At 29.7% G+C, this 24,702-nt stretch carries 22 protein-coding genes, 2 tRNA genes and 1 pseudogene; 10 read left to right on the top strand and 15 right to left on the bottom strand.

Annotated elements, in window-relative coordinates; all coding sequences use genetic code 11:
- Positions 1-41: 41 nt before the first annotated feature.
- Both FMM58_RS05570 and FMM58_RS05565 read right to left on the bottom strand, forming a co-directional pair.
- Positions 42-117 (bottom strand) — tRNA-Lys (locus tag FMM58_RS05570).
- A 147-nt stretch (positions 118-264) separates the two neighbouring features.
- The gene (locus FMM58_RS05565; protein WP_150141751.1) at positions 265-1,248 is read right to left on the bottom strand and encodes a DUF4885 family protein; all 984 of its coding nucleotides are present in this window, start codon (positions 1,246-1,248) and stop codon (positions 265-267) included.
- Positions 1,249-1,543: 295 nt separating this feature from the next.
- Here FMM58_RS05565 and FMM58_RS05560 point away from each other — a divergent pair, with 295 nt between their 5' ends.
- Together FMM58_RS05560 and FMM58_RS05555 are read left to right on the top strand one after the other, a co-directional pair.
- Positions 1,544-2,545: an isopenicillin N synthase family dioxygenase gene (locus FMM58_RS05560; RefSeq protein WP_150141750.1), complete on the top strand. Its 1,002-nt coding sequence runs from the start codon at positions 1,544-1,546 to the stop codon at positions 2,543-2,545.
- 9 nt (positions 2,546-2,554) lie between these two features.
- The gene (locus FMM58_RS05555) at positions 2,555-3,313 is read left to right on the top strand and encodes a MetQ/NlpA family ABC transporter substrate-binding protein (protein ID WP_150141749.1); all 759 of its coding nucleotides are present in this window, start codon (positions 2,555-2,557) and stop codon (positions 3,311-3,313) included.
- A 33-nt stretch (positions 3,314-3,346) separates the two neighbouring features.
- On the opposite strand, the gene FMM58_RS05550 is transcribed toward FMM58_RS05555, so the two are convergent.
- Positions 3,347-4,150, bottom strand: coding sequence for a Fic family protein (locus tag FMM58_RS05550; RefSeq protein WP_150180495.1), 804 nt, complete (start codon positions 4,148-4,150; stop codon positions 3,347-3,349).
- Between the two features lie 93 nt (positions 4,151-4,243).
- Here FMM58_RS05550 and FMM58_RS05545 point away from each other — a divergent pair, with 93 nt between their 5' ends.
- Entirely contained in the window at positions 4,244-5,170 is a 927-nt protein-coding gene (locus FMM58_RS05545) for an SLAC1 anion channel family protein (protein ID WP_150180494.1), read from the top strand.
- An 8-nt stretch (positions 5,171-5,178) separates the two neighbouring features.
- Here FMM58_RS05545 and FMM58_RS05540 read toward each other — a convergent pair whose 3' ends face one another.
- The 5 genes from FMM58_RS05540 to mobB are packed head-to-tail and all read right to left on the bottom strand — an operon-like array spanning position 5,179 to position 9,526.
- Positions 5,179-6,123: a hypothetical protein gene (locus FMM58_RS05540; RefSeq protein WP_150180493.1), complete on the bottom strand. Its 945-nt coding sequence runs from the start codon at positions 6,121-6,123 to the stop codon at positions 5,179-5,181.
- A complete protein-coding gene (gene metG, locus FMM58_RS05535) occupies positions 6,124-8,004 on the bottom strand; it encodes a methionine--tRNA ligase (protein ID WP_150180492.1) in 1,881 nt (626 codons plus the stop codon).
- An 11-nt stretch (positions 8,005-8,015) separates the two neighbouring features.
- Positions 8,016-8,201, bottom strand: a complete 186-nt coding sequence (locus tag FMM58_RS05530; RefSeq protein ID WP_150141743.1) for a hypothetical protein — start codon at positions 8,199-8,201, stop codon at positions 8,016-8,018.
- Positions 8,191-9,036: a class 1 fructose-bisphosphatase gene (locus FMM58_RS05525; protein ID WP_150180491.1), complete on the bottom strand. Its 846-nt coding sequence runs from the start codon at positions 9,034-9,036 to the stop codon at positions 8,191-8,193. The genes FMM58_RS05530 and FMM58_RS05525 overlap by 11 nt, the downstream gene beginning before the upstream one ends.
- Positions 9,029-9,526 (bottom strand): molybdopterin-guanine dinucleotide biosynthesis protein B, encoded by a 498-nt coding sequence (gene mobB / locus FMM58_RS05520; protein WP_150180490.1) that lies wholly within the window; start codon positions 9,524-9,526, stop codon positions 9,029-9,031. Before mobB ends, FMM58_RS05525 begins: the two co-directional genes overlap by 8 nt.
- A gap of 71 nt (positions 9,527-9,597) precedes the next feature.
- On the opposite strand from mobB, the gene FMM58_RS05515 reads away from it, so the two are divergent.
- Entirely contained in the window at positions 9,598-10,122 is a 525-nt protein-coding gene (locus FMM58_RS05515; RefSeq protein WP_223810285.1) for a hypothetical protein, read from the top strand.
- Here FMM58_RS05515 and FMM58_RS05510 read toward each other — a convergent pair.
- From FMM58_RS05510 to gltX, 3 genes are all read right to left on the bottom strand, one after another.
- On the bottom strand, positions 10,019-11,650 hold the full coding sequence (locus tag FMM58_RS05510; RefSeq protein WP_150151706.1) for a lytic transglycosylase domain-containing protein: 1,632 nt from the start codon (positions 11,648-11,650) through the stop codon (positions 10,019-10,021). The two genes, FMM58_RS05515 and FMM58_RS05510, sit on opposite strands and share 104 nt — an antisense overlap.
- A gap of 83 nt (positions 11,651-11,733) precedes the next feature.
- Positions 11,734-12,021, bottom strand: a complete 288-nt coding sequence (locus FMM58_RS05505; protein WP_150141739.1) for a YggT family protein — start codon at positions 12,019-12,021, stop codon at positions 11,734-11,736.
- A 1-nt stretch (position 12,022) separates the two neighbouring features.
- The gene (gene gltX / locus FMM58_RS05500; RefSeq protein ID WP_150141738.1) at positions 12,023-13,318 is read right to left on the bottom strand and encodes a glutamate--tRNA ligase; all 1,296 of its coding nucleotides are present in this window, start codon (positions 13,316-13,318) and stop codon (positions 12,023-12,025) included.
- A gap of 81 nt (positions 13,319-13,399) precedes the next feature.
- Here gltX and FMM58_RS05495 point away from each other — a divergent pair, with 81 nt between their 5' ends.
- Positions 13,400-14,524 (top strand): metallophosphoesterase, encoded by a 1,125-nt coding sequence (locus FMM58_RS05495; RefSeq protein ID WP_150141737.1) that lies wholly within the window; start codon positions 13,400-13,402, stop codon positions 14,522-14,524.
- Complete coding sequence (locus FMM58_RS05490; RefSeq protein WP_150141736.1) at positions 14,521-15,327, top strand: phosphatidylserine decarboxylase; 807 nt, start codon at positions 14,521-14,523, stop codon at positions 15,325-15,327. Before FMM58_RS05495 ends, FMM58_RS05490 begins: the two co-directional genes overlap by 4 nt.
- Before the next feature lie 22 nt (positions 15,328-15,349).
- Here the strand turns inward: FMM58_RS05490 and FMM58_RS05485 are convergent.
- Positions 15,350-15,436 (bottom strand) — tRNA-Leu (locus FMM58_RS05485).
- A gap of 137 nt (positions 15,437-15,573) precedes the next feature.
- Between FMM58_RS05485 and flgL the strand changes: the two genes are divergently transcribed.
- The 4 genes and pseudogenes from flgL (at position 15,574) to FMM58_RS09155 (ending at position 21,775) form a co-directional block, all read left to right on the top strand.
- Complete coding sequence (gene flgL, locus FMM58_RS05480; protein ID WP_150180489.1) at positions 15,574-17,820, top strand: flagellar hook-associated protein FlgL; 2,247 nt, start codon at positions 15,574-15,576, stop codon at positions 17,818-17,820.
- Between the two features lie 110 nt (positions 17,821-17,930).
- Positions 17,931-20,789: a DNA translocase FtsK gene (locus FMM58_RS05475; RefSeq protein ID WP_150180488.1), complete on the top strand. Its 2,859-nt coding sequence runs from the start codon at positions 17,931-17,933 to the stop codon at positions 20,787-20,789.
- 276 nt (positions 20,790-21,065) lie between these two features.
- Positions 21,066-21,483: pseudogene (locus tag FMM58_RS09355) on the top strand (zeta toxin family protein).
- Between the two features lie 19 nt (positions 21,484-21,502).
- Entirely contained in the window at positions 21,503-21,775 is a 273-nt protein-coding gene (locus FMM58_RS09155) for a zeta toxin family protein (protein ID WP_150141731.1), read from the top strand.
- Between the two features lie 32 nt (positions 21,776-21,807).
- Here the strand turns inward: FMM58_RS09155 and FMM58_RS05455 are convergent, their stop codons facing one another.
- From FMM58_RS05455 to guaA, 3 genes are read right to left on the bottom strand one after another with little or no spacing between them, the layout of a single operon-like run.
- Positions 21,808-22,326 carry a hypothetical protein gene (locus tag FMM58_RS05455; protein ID WP_150141730.1) on the bottom strand — a complete coding sequence of 173 codons (519 nt, stop codon included), beginning with the start codon at positions 22,324-22,326 and terminating at the stop codon, positions 21,808-21,810.
- Positions 22,327-22,328: 2 nt separating this feature from the next.
- Positions 22,329-23,045: a thioredoxin fold domain-containing protein gene (locus FMM58_RS05450; RefSeq protein ID WP_150141729.1), complete on the bottom strand. Its 717-nt coding sequence runs from the start codon at positions 23,043-23,045 to the stop codon at positions 22,329-22,331.
- A 57-nt stretch (positions 23,046-23,102) separates the two neighbouring features.
- Entirely contained in the window at positions 23,103-24,638 is a 1,536-nt protein-coding gene (gene guaA / locus FMM58_RS05445; RefSeq protein WP_150180486.1) for a glutamine-hydrolyzing GMP synthase, read from the bottom strand.
- Between the last annotated feature and the right edge of the window lie 64 nt (positions 24,639-24,702).

The following is a 24,702-nucleotide window of genomic DNA, read 5'->3' as shown; positions in this document are numbered from 1 at the left end:
GGATTTAACTCTCTATTTCGCTATCGGAGTGTTGTCCTCAATGGTGTCCCGTGTTGGATTCGAACCAACGGCCCCCTCCTTAAAAGGGAGATGCTCTACCGTCTGAGCTAACGAGACAAAAAATGAAATTATGCCAAATTATAAATTAATTTGTCAAGTATTTTAAGCAAGTTATAGCGATTTTTACATTTTTCAAGCCACTTTCAAGTTTTTAAAAAAATATAAATTTAAGGATTTTTTAAGCACTTTGCAAGGCTTAGATTTTTAAGTTAGAATTGAAATATTTTTATTTAAAATTTCTTCATTATCTAAATCTTTTAAAACGCCATTTTCATAAGCTATACTTAAATTTAAATCAGCAATTTGGTTTAAATCCTTATTTGCAAGACTATCAACTAAGCTCTTAAAATATGAAAAAGCAACTCCTTTAAATTCATTAGGCACCTTGTCGGTAGTTTCTAAATACTCATTAAAAATATCTATTATGTTTTGGCCATTTTCATTTAAAATTTGACCGTTTTCCTGGTGAAAATCATCTAAACTAAAACCGGTTATATTTACAAGTTCTCTATGTAAATGAAATTTATTTAAAATATCTTCATCTATGTTTACTCCATTAAATCTAAGGCTTTGCAAGATATGAGTAAAAAATTCTTTTGCGTTATTATTTTCATTTAAAAGGCTTGAAATTTTAAGAGCTAGCGCAGAATCTTCAAGGTTAAAAACAGATAAATTATAATCTTTATCAATACTAAAAACAAGGCTTAAAGAATTTATATCAATGCCATTTTTGCTTAAAATATTATTAATTTGATTAGTTACGCTTTGCCTATTAAAATTTTGCCTTTCTTCATCACTTTCACCTTTTACAGCACTTAAAATAGGGTCGCTTAAATTTGTAGCAGTACCAAAAGCAGACATATTTAACTCATTATCATACATTGCCCTACGTTCTTGGTAGCTATAATTAGCATAAATTGAGTTTTTGCTTAAATATTTTTGAGATAGGGCGTTTTGTAACTCTTCATAAGTGCTATATTTAGCCCTATTCAAAACGCCTAATTCATAATAATAATTTTCTAATTTTACAAGCCCTTTGTAAGTATCGCTATCTTGATTTTCATTGCTTGATTTAATCTTATTTTCGCTTTGTTCATAAATTTTTTTCCAAGCAGGAGTTTGTGGGCTATTAGGAGTGTAGCGACCTTCTTTGTTGTAGTAATTATAATACATTGAGTTTACTTGCATTTTTTCTCCTTAAATTTAATATCGGCAAAAAAAATACTTTTAAATAATTTTAAGAAAAATTTAGTACAATTTGCTATTTTAATTTTTTAGAAAGGACTTAAATCAATGCTTAAACTGATGCAAATGTGTCTAATGTGTAGTTTGTTTTAAGTCTTAGTTAGCTTTGCTTTCTAGGACTAGTTGAATAGGAAAGCAAAGTTAAGTCCTTTTAAATATACTTTAAAAATATCTTATTTTCTTTCTTATTTTTATCAAAATTTATCAAAGTTTTAAAATTTTTACAAAAGGAATTATTATGGAAAATTTACCATTACCAGTGCTTAGATTAAGTGATTTTGACGATGAAAAAAATGAAGAAGCCTTTGAAAAACTTAGAAAGGTAGCAAGGGAGATTGGGTCTTTTTATTTAATAGACCATGGCGTTGATTTAGCACTTTGCAAAAAACTTCAAAGCCTATCTAAGCAATTTTTTAGCTTACCACAAAGTCAAAAAGATGAAATTGACATGGTACTATCTCCAAGCTTTAGGGGTTATTCTAATGAAGGTGGTGAGTATACTGCAGGGGCTAAGGATTTTAGGGAACAAATTGATTTAGGACCTGATGAAAAGGAAATAAATTGGGATACTAACTCGCCTTTATGGCAAAGATTGCAAGGTACAAATTTATATCCTAGTCAAATACCTGAATTAAAACCTGTATTTTTAGAATGGCTAAGGCAAACGCAAAATTCATCAAAAAGGCTTTTAAATGCCTTTGTTAAGGCCTTAAAATTAAATGAGAATTTTGATAGTTTATATGGGGAGCATAATTATCAACATTGTAAGCTTTTAAGGTATCCTCCAGCCTTTGATAATGAAATTCAAGGCGTAGGACCTCACAAGGATGGAGGGTTAATTACCTATGTTTTACAAGATGAACAAAGTGGACTTCAAGGCTATATAAATGGAAAATGGGTTGATGTACCTATACTTGAAGGAAGTTTTGTAATAAACATAGGAGAATTCTTAGAAATGGCTACAAATGGCTATTTAAAGGCCACCTTGCACCGGGTAAATTTAAGCAAAAAAGAAAGATTTTCTACAGCTTATTTTTTAGGCGTGCAACTTGATAAGGATATACCTATTTTTAAGCTTAATGATGAATTTGCTAAGGATGCAAAGGGCGTTGATACAGACCCTAAAAATCCACTTTTAAGAAATGTGGCACAAAATTATTTTAAAAGAATGATAAGGTCACACCCACAGGTAGCAAAGGTACATCACAGCGATTTAATAGAAAAATTTAGTTTTGCTTAAAGGATAATTATGAAAAAGATTTTTTTAATTTTACTTTTTTTAAATTTTAGCTTTGGACTTGAAAGCTTAAAAGTTGGTGCAAGTCCCACTCCACATGCATTAATTTTAAAGCATATTGAAAAAGACCTTGAAAAAGAGGGTTTTAAGCTTGAAATTTATGAGTTTACAGACGGGGTGCAGCCAAATATGAGTACAGATAATAACTCCTTGGATGCAAATTTTTTTCAACACGAACCTTATTTGCTTGAATTTAATAAAAATAAGGGTACAAAGCTTGTAAGTGTTGCAAAGATACATATTGAGCCTATGGGTGTTTATTCTACTAAATTTAAGGAATTTGTGCCAAATCATAAGGCTGTTATTAGTATTCCAAATAATCCTACAAACGAGGCTAGGGCACTACAAATTTTAGAAAGTAGTGGGCTTATAAAGCTTAAAAACCACGAGTTAGCTACCACACTTGACATTGTAGAAAATAGATTAAATATTAAATTTGTAGAGATTAAGGATGCCCAGCTTGTAAGAAGCTTAAGCGATGTTGATTTTTCTGTTATAAATGGAAATTTCGCACTTCAAGCTGGATTAATTCCTACTAAGGATGCACTTTATTTAGAAAGCAAATTTAGTCCCTATGCAAATATACTTGTAGTAAAAGAAGGTAATGAAAATTCCACAAAAACAAAGGCTTTAATTAAGGCCTTGCAAAGTCAAAAGGTAAAAAATTTTATGAATGAGAATTTTCAAGGGGCTTTAATCCCTGCTTTTTAGCTTTTTTAACTTTGATTGAAATTCAATCAAAGTTTATCTTCTTTTAATATGCTTAGAATATTTGATATTGTCATTAAGTAGCTTAAAAAAATCACTTAATATCTCATAATTTTTCATAAAAAAATCCTTATACAAAGTATAATCTCCACTTTCATAATAAGCAACCATGGCACTTCTATAAGCATCGTATAAAATTTTATCATCATTAATCAAAATAAGAGGCATGATTTTATCGTTTTTTAAAGATATAAATTGCATGGTCCTAGCCGTTCTTTTATTGGCATCTTCAAAATATTTCAAATAGGCAATATTATTATGTAAATATACAGCCTTGTCAAAGGGAATTTGAATTTGTGTTGCTTGTTTTAATAAATAATTCATCTTGGCATTTAATCTATCTCCACTTGCTAAGGGTAAATAGCTACTTCCAGTTATACCACCTATGCTAGACTTTCTTATTATTCCTAAATCTTTTACTAAATCTTTGGCGATTATGGAGTGTATATGGTGTAAATTTGTTTTATTTATTTCAAAATCATTATTTATTATTTCATTATAAATCTCTCGTAAGTTTAAAATCATAACTGCATCACTAAATTTCTTACCACCGGCTGTTATTCCTATATCTAAAAGCGATAAGGTTTCAGCCTTTGTATATGAATTTCCTTCAATTTGAGATGAAGAGTGTATAAAATCAAAGCTAAATTTTTCATTTAATTTTTTATCATTTAAGAATAAATTTAAATCCATACTTTTTTGCAAAGAGTCTAAAAAATCAAGTTCTTTGCTATTGAATATGTTAATATTATTTAAATAATCTGGGTTATATAGAGTCATGTTTTTGACTTTATAAATTTTTGTAATTATAGCTAAGTTTATTATTTAAAATGTAATTTTATGCTAAGATTAACATTTTAAAAAAGGATAAGAATGATTGCAAATTTTCCACTTATATTTTTTTCTGTTGTTATGGGTCTTGGAGGTTTAAATTTAGCCCTTGAAAGATTTTTTATTTTTTCAAATTTAAATCAAGCTTTCATAGATTTTTTTGCTTATTTTAATCTTAGCATTTTTATTATCATAAGTCTTTTTTATCTTGTAAAAAGTATTTTTTATTTTTCAAAGGTAAAAGGGGAATTTACTCATCCTATAAAGATAAATTTTATATCAACCATACCTATTTCTATGCTTATTTTAGCAAGTTTATTTAATAATATAATTTTGTTTTATGATGTATTTTTTTATACAGCTTTGATAATTCAAACATATCTTAGCTTTTTTGTTATATCCTTTTGGATAAATCATAACTTAGACATAAAGCATTCAAACCCCGCCTATTTTATACCCATTGTTGGCAATTTAATCATAGTTTTAGTAGCAAAGCAAGATTATTTTTGGTTATGGTGCTTTTTCGGAGTGGCTGTGTTTTTTTGGCTAATTTTATTTAGTATTATTTTTTATAGGATTTTATTTCATGAACAATTACCTTTTAAATTTATGCCAACCTTATTTATAATGATAGCCCCACCAAGTGTGGCTTTTTTAGATTATGTAAAGCTAACAAAGAACCTTGATTTTTTTGCCTCAATGCTTTTAGGCATTGCTATATTTTTTGTAGGACTCATTATTTTTATGTATAAAAATTTTTTAAAGCTTAAATTTTTCATATCATGGTGGGCTTTTACCTTTCCAAGTGCAACAGCATCCCTAGCATTTTTTAAGGCTTATGAGTTAAATAAGGAGATATTTTTTTATTATTTAGGAACTTTTACCCTTTTAATGCTTATTCTTATGGTTATAATCGTAAGTTTTTATACTATTAAAAATATCATAAATAAAAGTGTTTTTGAAGAGTAAGGAAGTTTTTAATCAAACAAACTTCTTTCTTGTATTTGCTTTTGTGAAAATTCTTTTAAAAATTCTTCTTCGTTTTCAAGTTGTAAAAGGCAGTATCTAAAATCTTTTAAGAGTCTTAAATCAGAAAGCTTGGTATAGGCAAAGTCGCAAAACAGCGAATTTAAAGCTGTTTTAAAGCCTTTAATATCTTTTAATCTTTCACTCATAAATTCAAAATTAAATAAGTCAAAAACTATTATAAAGGCCCTAGAAGATTTGCCAAAATCTACTATTTCAAAATTTTCATTTATGAAATAAATTTTAAAAAAATCAAGTTTTTTTGCGTCAAATTTAAGCTCTTTTCTTTCATTTTTAAAAAAAGCAACAAAAGAAGAAAAAATTTCAGCATACACATAAGGAAAGGCAAGGTCCTTAAAATAGTGATTTTGGCAAAGTAAATTTGTAAAAAATATGCTTGATTGATTTAAAAGTTCAAAATTTGCCTTTTTTAGTTCCTTTAAATTTACGCTAAATTTGATTAAATATTTTTTATCATCAAAGCAAAAAAGGCTATTTTTTTTAGCATTTGTTAAAAGTTTAAAATCTTTAAAAATATCGCCTGTTAAAACATTTATAAAAAAGGCTTTTGCGTAATTTAAAGCTATTTTTTGACAATATAAAAATTCAAATTCCTTTTCTTCACTTATAAAACGAAGTAAATTTGTAAGGGATTGCTTTAAATTTTCGCTTTTTAGATAAAAAATATCCTTATGATTTATTTGAATATCCTTTTCAAAAACGATTACAAAGGCACCTTGTTCAATGGCCTTTTCAAGCTCGTCAATATCATTTGAAAAAAAAGCACAGCCATATTTAACCTTTTTTAATTCATTTGTAAAAAAATCAACGCTTAATGTGCTCCCTTCGTTTAAAATTTGCGTTCTTAAAAGCTCATTTAAATTGCTAATATTCATTTAACCTATCAAAGACCCATTTTCTACTATATCTTTTGGACTTATTAAAATTAATCTATCCCCACTTTTTGCTGAAAGTATCATGCCATCGCTTTCATAGCCAAAAATTTTAGCCTTTTTAAGATTGCTTAAAACACAAACTTGCGTACCTATAAGCGTGGCTGGGTTATAATATTTTGCAATGCCGGAAAGCACCTGTCTTACCTCGCCATTTTCAAGTTCTAAGTCAAATTTTAAAAGTTTTTCGCTACCTGGTATATTTTCGCAGTTTTTAACTAATGCCACTCTTATTTCAACCTTTGCAAAGTCATCGATTTTAATCTTTTGAGTACTTTTTTCTTCTTTAATGATAATTTCATTTTTTAAAAGTGGCTTTTCTATCTTAGTAAATAAAGGCTCACAAGGGCTTATTTTAAAATTTAAAAGCTTGTTTTGTAAGATTATATCATTAAAATTAGCAGTATCAATGCTAAAATTTAAGGCCTTAGCTACCTTTTGGCAGCTTTTTGGCAAAGCAGGGCTTAATAAAATGCTAGTTTTAGCTAAGATATTCGCACAAAGGGCGATTAGGGCATTTGCCTTATTTGTTTCATTGTTTTTAATCAAATTCCAAGGTTCATATTGGCTGATGCTTAAATTTGCTACGCTTAAAGCTTTAAAAAGTTCTTCTAAATAACGACTTAATTGCAAATTTTCAATAAATTCTAAAGCCATTTTTAAGTGCTTATTTGCGTTTTCAAGTTCATTTTTAAAATAATCAAGCACATTTGTACTTAAAATTTGGGCATTTGTGTATTTTAAACTCATGCCTATTAAGCGATTTAATAAATTTCCAAATTCGTTATTAAGTTCTGTATTTATCCTTTTTATAAACACTTCTTCGCTAAAATCTCCATCATTCCCAAAGGGTACTTCTTTAAGTAAAAAGTATCTAAAAGCATCAAGCCCATAAGCATCAACCACTTCTTTAGGTTTTATAACATTGCCCTTTGATTTACTCATTTTTTCGCCATCCTTAGTCCACCAACCATGACTTGCTATAAATTTTGGCAAAGGCAATTTCACGCTCATTAAAAAAGCAGGCCAATAAACAGCATGAAAACGCAAAATATCTTTGCCTACAAGGTGAAAATGTGGCGGCCAAAATTTAGCATTTTGCCCATTTGTCCCATAATCTAGCGAGGATACATAAATAAATAAGGCATCAAGCCATACATAAATAATATGCTTATCATCATTCATTTGTTCTGGCAATTTTATACCCCAATTAAAGCTAGTACGGGTAATGGATAAATCTTTTAAGCCACTTTGTATGAAATTTCTTAATTCATTTGTTTTATTTTGTGGGATTATTGGATTTTTTTCATCGTACCATTTTAAAATTTTATCTTCATATTTTGAGAGTTTAAAAAAATAACTTTCTTCTTTTAAGATATTTGTTTTTTTGCCACAATCAGGGCAACACTCACCATTTAATTGAGTTTTTGTAAAAAAACTCTCACAAGAAACACAATAAAAGCCCTCATAATCTCCCTTATAAATGTCGTCATTTTCCCACATTTTCAAAAACATAGTCTTAACAAAATCTATATGCCTTTTATCCGTAGTCCTTGCGTAAATATCATAACTTATCTCAAATTTATCCCATAATTTTTTAAATTCATTGCTTACTTTATCAGCGTACTCTTTGGGAGCGAAATTTCTATCCTTTGCGGCTTGTTCTATCTTTTGGCCGTGTTCATCAGTGCCTGTTAAAAATCTTGTTTCATGCCCTTGCAAGCGATAAAAACGAGCCATGGTATCAGCAATTATAGTTGTATAGGCATGTCCTAAGTGTGCCACATCATTAACATAATAAATAGGAGTTGTTATATATCTCATTTACATTCCTTTTAAAAATCAAATCCGCCAGTTTTGCCCTTAGACATACTAGCATATACTGCATCAACGAAATTTTTACGCACTAAACAATTAAAAATACTTTCGCAGTTATAACAAGATTTAAAATTTTTTTCTTCTTGACATTGTTTTAAATGTTCTTTTTTTTCATCAAGGTCTAATTCGTACTTATCTTTCATTATAAGCCTTTAAAAGTGCGTTAATTTCATATTTTGAACCAAAAAAGCAAGGTGTGGTTGCGTGGATATTATCAAATTCTAAGTCCAGTAAGCTTTCATTTAGCCCATTACTAGTTTTTCCACCTGCTTTTTCAGTGATATAAGCAAAAGGAAAGACCTCAAAAAACGCTCTTAATTTACCATTTACAGAGTTCTTTGTGGCAGGATAAGAAAAAAGCCCTCCACCCTTGCATAAAATTTGGTGCATATCACTTACCATAGCCCCAGAATATCTTAATCTATAACCATCATCAAAAAGCCCTTTTATAAATTTTGCATGTTTTTCATCCCAATTTTTTTGAGTACCACCCGTGGCATTTATCTTGCCCTTTTCTTGCATAATAAGTTTTTTTACAAAGATAAATTCGTTTTCTTTGTTTAATCTATATAAATTTACACAATCCTTACAAATAACAAGTTCAAGTCTAGGTCCATAAATGCTATAAATTGCTGCCTTTAAGCACTTAGCTTGTGCTTTTTTTTCATAGATTGCAAATATTGAACCTATGGCAAAATTTACATCCATTAAAGATGACCCATCTAACGGGTCGTAAGCTACTATGTAAGTAGCCTCTTCGTTTAAGATTAAACTTTCATCTTTTTCTTCGCTGATTAATGCCTTTATATTAGGGCATTTGCTAAGAGTATTTGTAATAATTTCATCGCTTATTACATCAAATTTAAGCTGGGTATCGCCTGTCTTATTTTGACTTTGATTATAGCTAGTATCAGGAAATTTAAGTTCATTTGAAATGCTTAAAACTGCTTTTTTTATATAATCAAAAATTTCATCCATTAACCTCTCCTTTTAAGCTTTTTGCATTTTTTAAAATATATTCACAAATTCCTTTTATATCATCTATATAAAGCCAGGCAAGCTTGTCATTTTCTACTTTTTCATAACTTGCTATGGCCTGTGAAAAGGAAAAATAACTTTCATCAATATCCTTGCAAAATACACTAATGCGTGGTAAATCAAGGGTTTTTAGACCCTCAACTAAGCATAAGTCAAAATCATCTACCATTTTTAAGGCACTTAAAACATCTTTTGATGTGTGTGAAAAATAAGTAGTTCGATTTGGACTTAATACCATAACATCAGCCCCACTTTGAAAAAATTTAAAGCTATCCTTGCCATTTTTATCAAAAACAGCCTTATCGCTTGGGTCGTGTTTGATTAAAATTAGCTTTAATCCTTGATTGATAAATTCAGTACTTAACTTTGAAATAAGTGTCGTTTTGCCTGAATTTGAAGGACCACTAAATGCCATTACAAGTTTTTTCATAATACTTCTTTGCAAAAAATTTTTAAAAGTATATCTTTTTAAAGCAAAAAATAGAGTTAAAAGGTTACAATATGCAAAATTTTTTGGAAAAAATGATGAGAATTTGTATTTTTTTACTTAGTATTTTTGTATTTTGTGCTTGTTCTAATAAAAATGGAGAAACAAAGCTTGTAAATTTAAAGACTCAAACCTTAATGTTTTCTCAAAAACAAAGAATTGTTAATGAAAGTGAAAATAACGAAAGTGCAGTTTTGATTTTAGCTTATTTAAATCCTATTTTAGATAATCCTTCAAGTGATGATATCTTTGTTTTAAGCATAACCCCTGATAGCTTTAAAATCATTGATTTAAGTATAATTATTAATAATCAAAGTAGTGAAATTAGCGAACTTGCAAGGGACGATATTTTAATGAAATATCTCATTAATAATGACTTTACGCGTTATTTTAAGATAAGGCGTAAATCAATTAGCAATGAGAGAAATTTTGTTGTTAAGATTTGTCCTTTTCCTTATGATTGCTTTGAATTAAATCTTGAAAAATACTCGAAATCTTTATATTATCGTTCAGTAGATGTCGATACACAATATAATTAGCTAGTACCTTTTTTCCATAAATTCTACTTTCTTGGTAAGGTACAAGTTCCATTGATAAGAATGGTTCAAATTTGCCATTTTTAAACATATCATCCCTTGCAAGCATTCTATTTGTAAAGCCTATTCCTCCATTATAAGCATAGGCCATAAATAAAGGATATTTTAAATTTTGTTCTAAATAATCTAAATGGTGATTAGCAAAAAAATATGCAGTTTGTGGGTTAAACATATCATCTTGGTCGAAATTTTCAAGCTTTAATTCCTTTTGTGCTATGTGATTTGCAACAAAGGGCATAAATTGCATCATTCCTAAGGCATAAGAAGTAGAAATAGCTGTTGGTATAAAGCGACTTTCCTGTCTTGCAATGGCTAAAATCAAGGCTTGGCGAGATATATCATAATCTTTTATATACTCATAATAAGGCATAATAAAATAATTTTGCTTAAAGCCTGATTGCCTTTCTAGGATATAGGTATAAATTGAAAGGGTATTTTTGCTGTTAAATTCCTTGGCAAGTGTTGATAATTTTGTAGAATTTGCATCCTTTATCTGCTTTGCTAATTTTTGCCAAGCAAAGGGATTGCTCATATCAAAACTACTTATTTTATCACTTGTCGTTGGGGTTATAATCTCAGGCATTGAAGAGTTGGTAAGTTCTCTAGCGTAAAGACTATAAATATTAACAGACTTACTATTGGCTAACTTTTTTAATAAATTTTCATCATTTTTAATCTTATACATCCAAAATAATGCATTATCTTTATTTTCTTGCAATTTAAAGCTTTCATAAGCCCTTTTAAAAAATTCATAAGCAAGTGCTTCTTTTCGATAGCTAAGAGCATTTACTCCTAAATAAAAGGCAGAATCCTCGCTTGAGTTTTGTGGATTAATTTCCAATAAAGAATGCCTTAATTTTGGGTGCTCTCTTTTTATAATGATATTTTGTGCTATTTTTTTAAAAGATTTATGGCTTGGAAGTTTATTTACAAAATTTATATTTAAATCAGTATCAAGCTTTGAAGAATAATTATAAAGTCTAAAAAAAGCGTTTACGTCCCCTTTTGAAACCACATAAGCCATAGGATTTTTAGTATTAAAACCGAGTAAAAGGTGGGTTAATTCTTGTTTTGAATTTTGAAATTTGTTAGCTAAAATTTGTCTAGTTTGAGTACTAAGACTTGAAATAAAAGGGATTGAACCAAGTCTTGTTATTTGACAACTTGTATTTGCGTCTAAGATATTATTTTTAGTGTAATTATAGCAAGCTGCAGTGGCTGGATTAATGATAGGCTTTAAAACTATTATTTTTTCAATATCTTTTTTAATCCTACCTGCATAGCGAAAAATATGCTTTCTAAGCCCCTTTATCTCTTGTTTATTTAAGCTTTTATTTTCAATTAATCTATGTATATAATAATCCTTTGCTAAGGAGTTATCGTGTTTTTTTAAGGTTTCAAGGCTATAAATGGCGGCATTTAAAGAACTCAAAAAGCTTATAAAAAGGCATAGAGCAAGAATTTTTTTCATATCTTTTCCTTGTATAATTTTGTTTTATTATATCAAATAGAATTTAATTACCCTAAACATTTTAATTACAAATTTTAAAAAATCTAAAATGTGCGTAAATAATAAATTGCTAATTGACCTATAAAAATTTTAATAAATTCTAAAGCTATGATAATTATAATCGGGGCTATATCAACAGGACCTATACGCGTAGGAATAAAGCTTATAAGCTTATAGGCTGGGGCTGTTAATTTATATAAAATTTGAACTATAGGGTTGTAAGGGTCTGGATTTACCCAAGTTATTAACGCAGCTGCGATAAATATAAAAATATAGACATTAATAATTATTTGTAACAATTCAACCAAGCTTAAAATCAAACTCACACCCATTTTAAATCCTTGCTAATTCTTTGATAAAAGGCTTTATAAGCGTATAAAGCTTACTTAATTCAGGTCCGTGTTTTTGCCCTGTTAAGATTATCCTTAGTGGCATAAAAAAATTCTTGCCTTTAAGGTTTGTTTTTTGCATTAAAGAATTTATAAATTCGTTATAATCATCGCTTAAATCAATTTCTAATAAGCTTTTTTTAATCAACTCACATTCATTTTTAAATTCATCAAAATCTTTTTTATTAAAAATTAATCTTATTTTTTCTTTAATTTCATTTAAGGTGCTTGCTTCTTGAGTGTAAAATTTAGCTAATAAAGCTAGGTCTTTATTAAAATTTAAAAGCTCGTTAAGCTTTGATTTTTCAAGTATTTTAATGTGTTCTCTATTGATTTGTAAAAGCTTTTTAAAGTCAAATTTTGCAGGTGATTTTGAGATATTTTTAATATCAAAAAAATTAAAACTTTCTTCAAGCGTGAAAATTTCAACAGGAGTTTTATTGCCTAGTAAGATTAAATAATTTGCAATAGCACTTGGTAAAATTCCTTGTTCTAAAAGCCATTTTACGCTTGAATGAGCATGTCTTTTACTCATTTTTTGTCCATTTCCATCTAAGATTATAGGCAAATGTGCATAACTTATTTTTTTATCATAATTTAAGCTATGGCGAATGTGTTCTTGTTTTGGAGTATTTGCAACATGGTCTTCGCCTCTAATGATACAACTTACATCTTCTAACATATCATCAACCCCACAAGCAAAGTTATAAGTAGGGGTCTTATCAGCCCTCATTATCACAAAACTATCTATATTTTCAGGTTCAAAGCTTAACTCACCCTTGATTAAGTCCTTAAATTTAATGCTTTGCTTAGGTTTTTTAAGTCTAATTACAAAGGGCTTTTCATTTTGTAAAACTTCACTATTCGTTAAATTTTCGCAAGTATCATCGTATCTATAAGCTTTTTTAGCCTTTTTAGCAATCTCTTTTTTTGCTTCTAACTCACTTTCAGTACAAAAACAAGCAAAGGCCTTTTTTTCAGCTACTAATTTTAAAGCCATTTTAAGATGAAATTTTAAATTTTCACTTTGTATATAAAAATGTTGCCAAGTTATACCAAAAAGCTTTAAAAGTTCTTTTATCTCTTCTTCTTTTCCCTGTATGTTTCTAGCCTTATCAGTATCTTCAATCCTTAATATAAAGTCTTTATTTTCTTGCCTTGAACAAATATAATTAAAAAGTGCCACTCTTAAATTTCCTATATGCATATCCCCTGTTGGAGATGGAGCAAAACGATACATTTTATAACCTTTTAAAAATTTTAAAAATCAATTATAACAAAAATATATAAATATTTATTTTTTGTAGTTATAATTGTGCCTATGATTTTTTTAATATTTTCCTTTGTAGTTTTATTGATTTTTGCCGTTGCTAATGTCTATATTTATAAAAGATTGATTTGTAAATTCTTTCTATTTACTCATTTAAAGCCTTTATTTATAGTAATTTTTAGCCTTTTATTTATATGTCAGGTATTTTTTCTAGCAGTACGTAAGGTAGAACTTTTAAGCAATGATATTTACTCATTTTTATCCATGCTTTATGCCCCGACTTATTGTTTATTTTTTATTACCTTAATACTTGATATTTTGCGTTTATTATATTATTTTACAGGCAAACAAAAATTAAAATGCCCATTTACAAGGTCTATTTTTGAACTTTTGATAATAGGGCTTTCTTCGTATTTAGCATATTTTAGTATATATAGTGCTATTAAGATACCTGATATTAAAGAAGTTGAAATAAAACTTCCAAAACTTAAACAAGATTTAAAAATAGCAATGCTTGCTGATATACATTTAGGCAAAAATTTACATAAGGAATTTTTAAATGCCTTAATAGAAAAGGTAAATGCTCAAAATGTTGATATGGTAGTAATTGTTGGGGATTTGGTTGATACAAATGTTAAAGAGATTGAAAGTTATATTAGCGATTTAGATTTATTTAATACTAAATTTGGTGTTTACTACTCGCTTGGCAATCATGAATATTACAGAGGAGTTTATGAGATAATAGAACTTTTAAAGACTAAAACAAAGATGAATATTTTAATAAATGAAAATATAGACTTAGGCTTTATAAATATCGCAGGACTTGGCGACTTAGCAGGTTTGCAAAATAGGGGTATTTTAGGGCCTGATTTACAAAGGGTTAAAGTTGATATGGATTTTTCAAAGCCTAGCATTTTATTAGCACATCAGCCAAAAACTGCCTTGCTTTATGATTTAAGCGATTTTGATTTAATATTAAGTGGCCACACTCACGGGGGTCAAATTTTTCCATTTATGTTTTTAGTTGAACTTAATCAAGGTTTTATATCAGGCTTGCACGAATTAGGAAAACAAACTCAAATTTTTATTAGCACAGGGGCTGGTTTTTGGGGACCAAGTTTAAGAATGCTTACTCAAAGTGAAATAGTGATTTTAAATTTAAAAGGAGAAAAATGAGTTTTTCAAATTTTACTTCAAGGCTATTTGGAGTAGTTGCTAAGTTTAAATTTTATAAACCCTTACAAAAGGTTATTAATGAAAGTTATGTGAGTTATTTTAATATAAATTTAAGTGACTTTAAAAGTGCATATGAGTATGAAAGTTTAAACGCCCTTTTTACGCGTAAATTTACAAAGGATATAGAATTTCAAGATGATTTTGTAGCCCCAAGTGATGGTAAAATTTATCAAAGTGGGTCTAGTTTTTTAGCAAATGATGAAGCCTTTGCCTTTTCTATAAAGGGTCATACTTATAGCATTGAAGAACTTTTAAGGGATAATTTTGAAAAAAATGAGCTAGAAAAAGGGCTTGATTATGTAAATATATATCTTTCTCCAAGTAATTATCATCGCTATCACGTCCCCTTTGATATGCAAATTTTACAAGCTGTTTATACAAGAGGGTCATTATTTAGCGTTAATGAAAAATATCTTAAAAAAATTAGCAATCTTTACACAAAAAACGAAAGAGTAAGCTTAAAATGCAAATGCAATAATTTTATCTTTTGGCTTGTTTTTGTAGGGGCTCAAAATGTAGGAAAAATGCGTTTTAATTTTGATGAAAATATACAGACAAACGCAAAAAATAGCCATGATTTTTCGTATAATTACGAAAATTTATATATTAAAAAAGGCGATGAATTAGGCTATTTTGAGTTAGGTTCTACCATAGTTTTAATAGCCCAAAAAGATTATTTAAAATTTAATGTAAAAGAAAATGATAATATAAAAGTAGGTCAAAAAATCGCTTCTTTTTTGTAAATTTAAATTCATAAATTTGAAATGGTGCCCAAGGTCGGACTCGAACCGACACAAGGTTGCCCTTACTAGATTTTGAGTCTAGCGCGTCTACCAGTTTCACCACTTGGGCTTAAAGCTTGAATTATATCTTTTTTACTTTAAAAAAGTTTTAATTAAAGAAAATTTAGAATTTGTCGATATGGGCTTAAATTTTAGGAACGATTTTTGCTTGATAATAAGCAAGGATTATGTTTAAAAGGATGGATTATGAGAGTTACAGACAAGCTAAATTTTACTAATTCGGTTAGTACCTTAATGGGAGCACAATCAAATTTAACCAAGATTAGCGATCAATTGAGTTCTGGTACTAAGATACAAAATTCATATGAAGATGCTAGTATTTACATAGATAGTACGCGTTTAGAATATGAGATTGCTACTATTACACAAGTTCAAGAGGCTACTTCTTCATCAATGGAAATGCTTGCAAATACCATGACTACCCTTGAAGATATGGTACAACTCCTTGAAAATTTCAAGGTAAAACTAACCCAAGCAGCAAGCGATACTAACTCTCAAACCTCACGTGAAGCAATAGCTAGTGAGTTAGAACTCATTATAGAAAGTTTCGTGCAACTTGCAAACACTAGCGTTAATGGACAATATCTTTTTTCTGGTTCTCAAGTAAACGTACAACCCTTTGATTTACAAGGAAATTATAACGGCGATGACAATACCCTAAATGTAGTTACAGGGGCTGGTACTCAAACTACTTATAATATAACAGGTTGGGATTTAATGTATTCATCAGATAGTGATTATAGTAAGCAAATTACTACAAATGTTAGCTTTGTGGATAATCGCTATGATATAATTAATAATCCAGAAGATGAAGTTTATTTGGACGAAGAATCAAGCTGGTATCAATTAATAGGTCAACAATACGTACAAGATGATAGCTTGGACGTGGATGCAGATTTTGAGTATGATAGCACAAGGCTTGATTATCCAGCCTCGACCCTTTATGTACAAGGAGTTAGGCCAGATGGTACCAGCTTTAAATCAGCTGTTTTAATTGACTCAGAAGATAGCATACAAGATGTGCTTGATTACATAGGAACCCTTTATGGAAACACTACTACAAGTAAGGTCGTAGAAGTTAGCATAAACAATAGTGGTCAAATTCAAATCACAGATTATAAATCAGGTAATAACCTTCTTGAATTTCACGCTGTGGCCTACACTCCACAAGTTGCTGATAGAACTACCTTGACTAATTTAATTGAAGCAGCCCAGGTCGAGGGTATTTCTATGGACGATGTTACAAATAGGGCTATGGACGCTGCACTAGTTGCAAGTGGGGGAGATTATACAATCTTAGGTGAGCAAACCGTTGTTATACAAGTTAATGGGCAAGATTTTGAAGTTTCTTTAAATCAAACAAATTTTATACATAGTAATATGACAGATGCTGATGGCAATGCTACTGATGGGGCTGATTATGATAATGTGTATTTTGAAAAGGATGGTAACACTGTTTATGGCACTGTTTCTCAAATAATTAGAGATAGTAGCGAGTATGCCACTGATTCAACAAAATTAAGCGAGGTTATGGCAAATGATAGTTTAGCTGGGACTACGTTAACTTTAAATATGACTTCAAGAGGTGGGATAAATTACGAAGTTACTATCGACTTAGAAAATTCTAGTTTTTCTTATGTGGATGCAAATAACAATATTATAAGCGTTCCTATTATGAATGTTTCAAGCGATGGTACTAGTGGAGTGGTAACTGCTTCAAATGATATTACCTACAAGCAATTAAATGATATTATAGCCCTTTTTGCATCTGATAATGTACCAACTGCAAGTATAGTTGCAAATAATAATCAAATTGACGCAGCTGATTGGGAAACCTATCAACAATTACTTACCGACTCAAAGGCTACTATTGAAGTAAATATGGACTATCAAGGCCGCATAAGCGTAACTGATAAACTTTCTACAAATACAAGAATGGAAATTGCACTTTATGATTCTTCATCTACAACTTCATTTCCACAACCTCCTTACACAAATACAGCCTCAACAATTGATGGTTCAAATTTCGTATTTAGTGCGAACAATGCAATTACTATTGATGAGCCAAGCGTTGATATTATCAAGGATTTATATGCTATGGTTGATGCAGTTAGAAGTGGTAATATGAGGGCTGATTCTGAAAGTTCTGACCCAAGAAATACAGGTTTACAAGGAGCACTTGAAAGGATTGACCATTTAATAGACCATGTTAGCAAGAAAAACACAGTTTCAGGTACTTATTATACTACCATTGAAGGCGTAAATAATAGGGCAGCTGTGTTGAAGGTAAATGTTCAAACTATGAAATCAGAAGTAAATGATGCTGATTATGCTGAAACTATTATAAATTTAATTCAAACACAAACTGCATATCAAGCCTCTATGAAAGCAACTACTACTTTATTGCAGCTTAGTTTATTAAATTATATGTAAAAAACTTATGCTATAATGGCTTTTTTTAAATTTAAATCAAGGGTTTAATCATCAAAAAAGAAGCCATTTTCATAAGCTCTAGCTTTCTTATTTTTTATCTTTGCTTATGTATGTTTGTGCCAAGTTTTGGGTTATTTATAAACGAGGCAAATGTATTTTTATTTGGAAAAAGTGCTTATTATTATCCCTTTATTTTATTAGTTTTAAATTATTTTTTTTATAAAAAGGCCTATGATTTACAACAATTTAAAAAAAGAGAATTATTTGGCCTTGTCTTTGGGATACTTGGCTTTTTTTTAATTTTTGCTGTTTTTTATAAAGAAAGTGGTTATATCTTAGAATTTTTATATAATAGCTTTAATTTTTTCTTGGGCCACATAGGAAGTGGAATTTTAGCACTTTTATTTATGCTTTTTTCCTTAATCTTGCTATTTCCAAAATTTCTTAAATATACTTTAAATATCGAGTTAAATTTTAGTATTTTTGAAAAATTTGAAAAAAGTATTAAAAATTTTTTAATGCGTATTTTTGGTGGCGAGGTTGATAATGACGATATAGAACATAGCGAACCAAAAGCCCCAATTATAAATGTTAAACAAAATATTAAAAACGAAGACAATATTAGCAATAGTGAAAAATACGAACTTTTAGCTAACATAGGTGATAATTTAGATATTGAAGAAGAAGAAAATGAGGAAATTTTAAACGAAAAACAAAACGATATTAAGGTAGAAAATGAAAATTTGGATGAAGAAGAGATTATAGTCGAAGTTACAGACACGCCACAAAGCGTAATTCATCAAAACTCAATCCTAGTTGATGATTTTATAAAAAAAGCAAGCCGTGCTAGTATAAGCATTGACGAGGAATTTAGTTATATTGCAGGAGAAGAAACAGAAATGATACCAGAAAGATTTTTAAAACCTAAACAGGCTAAGGATTTTGAAAATATAAGCATTTCAAAGGAAGACCTTGAAGCCCCAAGTTATAAAAGAAAAAATATTAGTGTAAACGCAAATGAAAATACACCCATAAAAGAAAAGCAATTTGAAAGCCTTAAACAAGATGATATAAGGAATTTACAAGCAAGTAAGGACATTATACAAAGTTTAAAATATAGCATAGTAGATAAAAATTCAAATACCACAAATCAAAATATAAATTTAAATTCAAATATAAATTCAAATAACACCCCAAAACAAGAAAGTATCATAGAAGAAAATAAGCCTGAAATTTTGGACTTTAAAGAAGAGAATGTAAAGTTAAAAAGTGTTGATGAGTTAAATGAAAGTAAGCTTGATTTTATGCCTATGGTAGAAGAAGTAGTGGATGGAGTTTATACTTCAAATACGCCTATTATTAAGCTTGATGAGATTGAGTCAAATTCACAAAATTCAGTTTCTCGGCCAAATTTGAAAAATTTAAATTCTCAAGAAAATAAAGTAAATTTAAATTTAGAAAATAACTTAAATGAAAAAGAACTTCACCACGCTAGTATTTTAGGAAGAGAAGTAGAATTAAACAAACAATTACTTAAAGAAATCGAACAAGGAGAGATTGAAAAGCCTAAAAATTTCATACTTCCTTCTCTTGATTTTTTAAGCAAACCTGTTCAAACTCACCATTTTATAAATGAGAGTGAGATAGATAAAAAAATTTATGATTTATTAGAAAAACTTCGACGCTTTAAAATAGGAGGCGATGTTATAAGTACTTATACAGGTCCTGTTGTAACTACCTTTGAATTTCGCCCAAGTGCTGATGTAAAGGTAAGTAGAATTTTAAATTTACAAGATGATTTAGCAATGGCCCTAAAGGCTAGGTCCATTCGCGTACAAGCTCCAATCCCTGGAAAAGATGTAGTAGGAATTGAAGTTCCAAATGAAGAAATTCAAACTATTTATTTAAGAGAAATTTTAGAAAGTGATATTTATAAAAATGCTAAAAGTCCATTAACTATGGCACTTGGAAAGGATATTGTAGGAAATGCTTTTGTTACTGATTTAAAAAAGCTTCCTCATCTTTTAATAGCAGGGACGACGGGCAGTGGAAAAAGCGTGGGTATAAATGCTATGCTTTTAAGTCTTTTGTATAGGAATTCGCCAAAGAGTTTAAGATTAATGATGATAGACCCTAAGATGCTTGAATTTAGTATTTATAATGAAATTCCTCACTTGCTTACCCCCGTTATAACTGAGCCAAAAAAGGCTGTAAATGCCTTATCTAACATGGTAGCAGAAATGGAAAGAAGATATCGTTTAATGGCAGAGGCAAAGACAAAAAATATTGAAAATTATAATGAAAAAATGAAAGAAATTGATGGCGAGAAATTGCCTTTTATAGTGGTAATAATCGATGAATTAGCTGATTTAATGATGAACGCGGGAAAAGACGTGGAATTTTACATAGCAAGATTAGCTCAAATGGCTAGGGCTAGCGGAATTCATTTAATAGTAGCTACACAAAGACCAAGCGTGGATGTAGTAACCGGGCTTATAAAGGCGAATTTACCAAGTCGTTTAGCTTATAAGGTAGGGCAAAAGATTGATTCTAAGGTGATTTTAGATACTATGGGTGCTGAAAGTTTGCTAGGTAGAGGGGATTGCTTGTTTACGCCGCCTGGAACTAGTAATTTAGTAAGATTACATGCCCCTTTTGCTAGTGAAAGCGAGATAGAAAAAATAGTAGAATTCTTAAAGGCACAGCAAGTTGTAGAATATGATGAAAGCTTTTTACGCGATGAACAAAGCGTTGGTGGGGTAAATTTGAGTGGAAATTTTAACGATGAATTGGATGAACTTTACGAAGATGCTAAGAGGGTTATAATTGAGGACCAAAAAACTAGTATTTCATACCTACAAAGACGGCTTAAAATAGGCTACAATAGGGCTGCAAATATCATAGAACAACTTAGTCAAAATGGAGTTTTAAGCGAGCCAGACGCTAAAGGACAAAGAGAAATTTTATAAGGATAAAAATGGCTACTTTTACTGAAAAAGCGTGTTTGATTGAGTTAATGCAAATGGCAATAGCTAGGATTGCGAGAGTGGCAAGTGTATATTACGATAGTGTAGATATAAAAAAATTCATAAATTAATTGATGAAATAAGAAAAATTGATTATTGGGATTTAGATTTTGATAAGTATAAAAATATACTTGATGAAATTGAACGACCATATAAACAAATAGAAGATGTTGAATATTAAATATTTCAAAGACAAGAAACACAAAGGATAGAAAATAATTGAAAGAATTTACAGAAAAGGAATTTGAAAAACAATTACAAAAGGCTTGGAAAGAGCTAGTAATAAATAATAATATAACAAAATCAGATGAACCACAAGCTTATATCATAGGTGGACAACCTGGGGCTGGTAAATCTATATTGGTTGATAGGTTAATGGAAAGTAATAAAAATATTATGTCGATAGATGCTGATGTTTGTAAAACTTTTCACCCAAGATATAACTATCATGAAAAAGTATCCAGACCAAGCCCATGATATGCTTAAAGATTTTTCGGCTAAGCTTAAAGATACTATCACTGACAAGACTTTAAAAGAATATTTTAATGTTTTAATAGAAAGTATCTTTAGGGACCCTAATGTGCCTATAAAAATATTAAACGAACTGAAAAACATGGATATAAAAGGCATATTTTAATCCAAACTTGCGATAAAAAATAAGTTGGCAATCTTGCTTAGATAGGGCAAAGATTATCAAAAGAAATGTTAATAAAGAATTTCACGACAATGTTTTTCAAAATTTAGCACAAAATATTAAAATAGTGATTGATACAGGCTTAGCAGATAGCTTGCAAATTTATTTAAGAGAACTTGATGAAAATAAAAGATTTACAAATAAAGAAGTTTATAATTCAAATTCTAAGCAAAATTACGAACCAAATATAGTTAAAAAGGTTATTTCAAAAGAAGAACAAAAAAAGTTAAGATAAAAAAATCAATCAAGGGGCTGGTCAAGATAAAATCATTGCATAAAGAAAAAACTTTTTATCTGCTTTGCAATGCTATTTTCTAAGGACAATTGACACCTTGTTTTATCGCTTATAAAGGCTGTTTTAGCAAGTATGCTTGTTTGTCCACTATCTTGTTTGCCTTTAATTTTTATATTCATTTGCATACTATAATAATTTTCTACCATCCATTCACCCCTTGGTTCCATAGGTGTAAAATCATAAAAAAAAGTACCCGACCTTGAAACCTTAAGGGCATAAATATGCTTTTTAAAATTTACCAAATTTATTAATAATTCATAATCAGGGTTATTAATATCTTCTTTTAAACCTAAACTTAATAATTCTTCTTTTAAGCTTTCTTTAAAATTTGTTTCAATTGAGCTTGGATTTTGTAGGGTAATCTTAAAGCTTTCATTGACCCTAGCCTTAATGAAAATTCCTTCATTATTAAGCTCAGCATTGCTTTGTACAAATTTAGAACTAGAACAAGCTGTAAAAAAAAGAACTAAAAATATCAGACAAAAACGCATTGTTACTCCTCAATGGTAGTTGGAGTAGCATGAAGCCCTAAAGCCCTATATTTTTCAAAAAGTTCTAAAATTTTTTTAACCTCTGCGTCACTTACCTTTGGGTAGGTTTTTATATTTTCATCATAGTATTTTCTAAGAATGGCAATCTTATCTTTATCTGTTTTTGCTTTAGCACTTTCTTTGTATATCAGGGCTGATTTTTCAAAAGAACTTTTGCCGTGCACCGGAGTTAATATTAAATTTATTTGATGATTTGCTAATTCATTTTCTATATCTTTTAATTGTTCTCTACAAAATGGGCATTCTGGGTCTGTAAAAATGTAAATTTTTGGCTTAGTATTATCGCCTAATTTCACAACCATACTTTCTTTTTTTACAACATCTTTTGCATTTGCTGTAAATTTATCCTTAGCCTCTTGGAAATTTTTTAATTCAAAATCCCTTCTATAAGAAGTTCCACTTTTTATATTAATCATATCAGCACTGATAAAATCCCCTATTGTAAATGCAATATCATTTTGTTTTTCACCATTGCCTAAGTCAATTTCTAAGATAATGCTTTCTATATTGCTACTAGCAAGTTTTTCCCTTTTGCTTATGCTTACCTTAGCGTTCGGGGCTTGGGCTTGTATTATTTGTGAGTAAAAATTTATAATCTCTTCATTACTTGCTGCAAATAAAAAAGAACTAAGTCCTAAAAATAAAGCTAACTTTTTCATATTACTTCCTTTTAAAGTTTAGTAAAATTATATCTAAAAATTTGTATTTTAGCACAGTTATTCCCATTCAATAGTACCCGGTGGTTTTGAGGTAATATCATAAACTACTCTATTAATGCCATTTACTTCGTTAATTATGCGGTTTGAAGTATTTTCTAAAAGATTAAAAGGCAAATGCGTAAAATTTGCTGTCATTCCATCACTTGCATCAACTACCCTTATGCAAATGGTATTATCATAGGTGCGATTATCCCCCATAACGCCAACGCTTTTAACATTAAGCAAAACACAAAATGCTTGCCAAGCCTTATCATACCAACCACTACTTCTTAACTCTTCAAGCAAAATAGCATCTGCCTTTTTTAAAAGTTCTAAACTAGGCTTATTTACCTCGCCCATTATGCGTATAGCAAGGCCTGGACCAGGAAAGGGGTGCCTATAAATAACTTCTTTTGAAAGTCCAAGTTCAAGCCCTAAGGCCCTAACTTCATCTTTAAAAATTTCTTTTAAAGGCTCGATTAATTTTAAATTCATTTTTTCAGGCAAACCCCCTACATTATGGTGAGATTTTATAGTCTTACTTGCCCCGATTACTGAACTTTCGATTATATCTGTGTAAAGGGTACCTTGTGCAAGGTACTTTACATCTTTATGTTTTTTTGCCTCTTCTTCAAAGACTTCTATAAAGGTATTGCCTATAATCTTTCTCTTTTTTTCAGGGTCAATTACGCCCTTTAAGCGAGTTAAGAAAATTTCACTAGCATCAATGCTTATAAGATTAATGCCAAGCGTATTTTTAAACATAAATTCCACGTTTTGTCTTTCATTTTGCCTTAAAAGTCCATTATCTACAAAAACAACTATGACTTGTTCTTTTAAAGCATTTGCTAAAAGTGCTGCTACTACGCTACTATCAACGCCCCCACTTACTGCACACAAGACCTTATTGCTCCCAACTTCTTCGCGAATTTTTTGAGCTTGAGTCTTTGCAAAGCTACCCATATTCCAAATGCTTTCACATTTACAAGCATATTTTGCAAAATTCTTTAATATACTTTTTCCAAATTCGCTATGTTGCACCTCAGGGTGAAATTGCAAACCAAAAATTTTACGTTTCTCATCAGCAAACACGCAATAAGGGCTATTTTCACTAGTAGCTAAAACCTTAAAATTGCTAGGTAAATTTTCAACCTTATCAGAATGACTCATCCAAACTACTTGCTGTTTAGGTAAGTTTTTAAATAAATCGCTATCTTGCTTTACTTGTATATTTGCTTTGCCATATTCTTTATGAGTTGCTGGGGCTACTAGGGCTTTAAAATGATGTGCAATAAGTTGCATTCCATAACAAATTCCAAGTATAGGCAAATTTAAATCAAAAATTCCCTTTTCGCAAAAAAAGGCATCATTTGCATAAACACTGGCCGGCCCCCCACTTAAAATCAAGCCTTTAGGTTCTTTTAATTTTATATCTTCTAAACTTGCATTAAAGGGTAAAATTTCAGTATAAACGCCTTGTTCTCGTAATCTTCTTGCTATTAATTGAGTATATTGTGAGCCAAAATCTAAGACTAAAATATCTGCTTTTTTCATTAGCTAACCTTAAATTAAAGTGAAATTTAAAGCTTTATTGTAGCTAAAATTATTTAAGAATTGC

Source organism: Campylobacter sp. LR291e, assembly GCF_008633915.1.
Classification (GTDB): Bacteria; Campylobacterota; Campylobacteria; order Campylobacterales; family Campylobacteraceae; genus Campylobacter_D.
This window is presented reverse-complemented; position numbering and strand designations above follow the sequence as displayed.

Excerpts from the sequence above, each read along its gene's own strand:
- FMM58_RS05565 (WP_150141751.1), bottom strand. The coding sequence starts at position 1,248 with ATGCAAGTAAACTCAATGTATTATAATTACTACAACAAAGAAGGTCGC.
- FMM58_RS05560 (WP_150141750.1), top strand. The coding sequence starts at position 1,544 with ATGGAAAATTTACCATTACCAGTGCTTAGATTAAGTGATTTTGACGAT.
- FMM58_RS05555 (WP_150141749.1), top strand. The coding sequence starts at position 2,555 with ATGAAAAAGATTTTTTTAATTTTACTTTTTTTAAATTTTAGCTTTGGA.
- FMM58_RS05550 (WP_150180495.1), bottom strand. The coding sequence starts at position 4,150 with ATGACTCTATATAACCCAGATTATTTAAATAATATTAACATATTCAAT.
- FMM58_RS05545 (WP_150180494.1), top strand. The coding sequence starts at position 4,244 with ATGATTGCAAATTTTCCACTTATATTTTTTTCTGTTGTTATGGGTCTT.
- FMM58_RS05540 (WP_150180493.1), bottom strand. The coding sequence starts at position 6,123 with ATGAATATTAGCAATTTAAATGAGCTTTTAAGAACGCAAATTTTAAAC.
- metG (WP_150180492.1), bottom strand. The coding sequence starts at position 8,004 with ATGAGATATATAACAACTCCTATTTATTATGTTAATGATGTGGCACAC.
- FMM58_RS05530 (WP_150141743.1), bottom strand. The coding sequence starts at position 8,201 with ATGAAAGATAAGTACGAATTAGACCTTGATGAAAAAAAAGAACATTTA.
- FMM58_RS05525 (WP_150180491.1), bottom strand. The coding sequence starts at position 9,036 with ATGGATGAAATTTTTGATTATATAAAAAAAGCAGTTTTAAGCATTTCA.
- mobB (WP_150180490.1), bottom strand. The coding sequence starts at position 9,526 with ATGAAAAAACTTGTAATGGCATTTAGTGGTCCTTCAAATTCAGGCAAA.
- FMM58_RS05515 (WP_223810285.1), top strand. The coding sequence starts at position 9,598 with ATGCAAAATTTTTTGGAAAAAATGATGAGAATTTGTATTTTTTTACTT.
- FMM58_RS05510 (WP_150151706.1), bottom strand. The coding sequence starts at position 11,650 with ATGAAAAAAATTCTTGCTCTATGCCTTTTTATAAGCTTTTTGAGTTCT.
- FMM58_RS05505 (WP_150141739.1), bottom strand. The coding sequence starts at position 12,021 with ATGGGTGTGAGTTTGATTTTAAGCTTGGTTGAATTGTTACAAATAATT.
- gltX (WP_150141738.1), bottom strand. The coding sequence starts at position 13,318 with ATGTATCGTTTTGCTCCATCTCCAACAGGGGATATGCATATAGGAAAT.
- FMM58_RS05495 (WP_150141737.1), top strand. The coding sequence starts at position 13,400 with ATGATTTTTTTAATATTTTCCTTTGTAGTTTTATTGATTTTTGCCGTT.
- FMM58_RS05490 (WP_150141736.1), top strand. The coding sequence starts at position 14,521 with ATGAGTTTTTCAAATTTTACTTCAAGGCTATTTGGAGTAGTTGCTAAG.
- flgL (WP_150180489.1), top strand. The coding sequence starts at position 15,574 with ATGAGAGTTACAGACAAGCTAAATTTTACTAATTCGGTTAGTACCTTA.
- FMM58_RS05475 (WP_150180488.1), top strand. The coding sequence starts at position 17,931 with ATGTTTGTGCCAAGTTTTGGGTTATTTATAAACGAGGCAAATGTATTT.
- FMM58_RS05455 (WP_150141730.1), bottom strand. The coding sequence starts at position 22,326 with ATGCGTTTTTGTCTGATATTTTTAGTTCTTTTTTTTACAGCTTGTTCT.
- FMM58_RS05450 (WP_150141729.1), bottom strand. The coding sequence starts at position 23,045 with ATGAAAAAGTTAGCTTTATTTTTAGGACTTAGTTCTTTTTTATTTGCA.
- guaA (WP_150180486.1), bottom strand. The coding sequence starts at position 24,638 with ATGAAAAAAGCAGATATTTTAGTCTTAGATTTTGGCTCACAATATACT.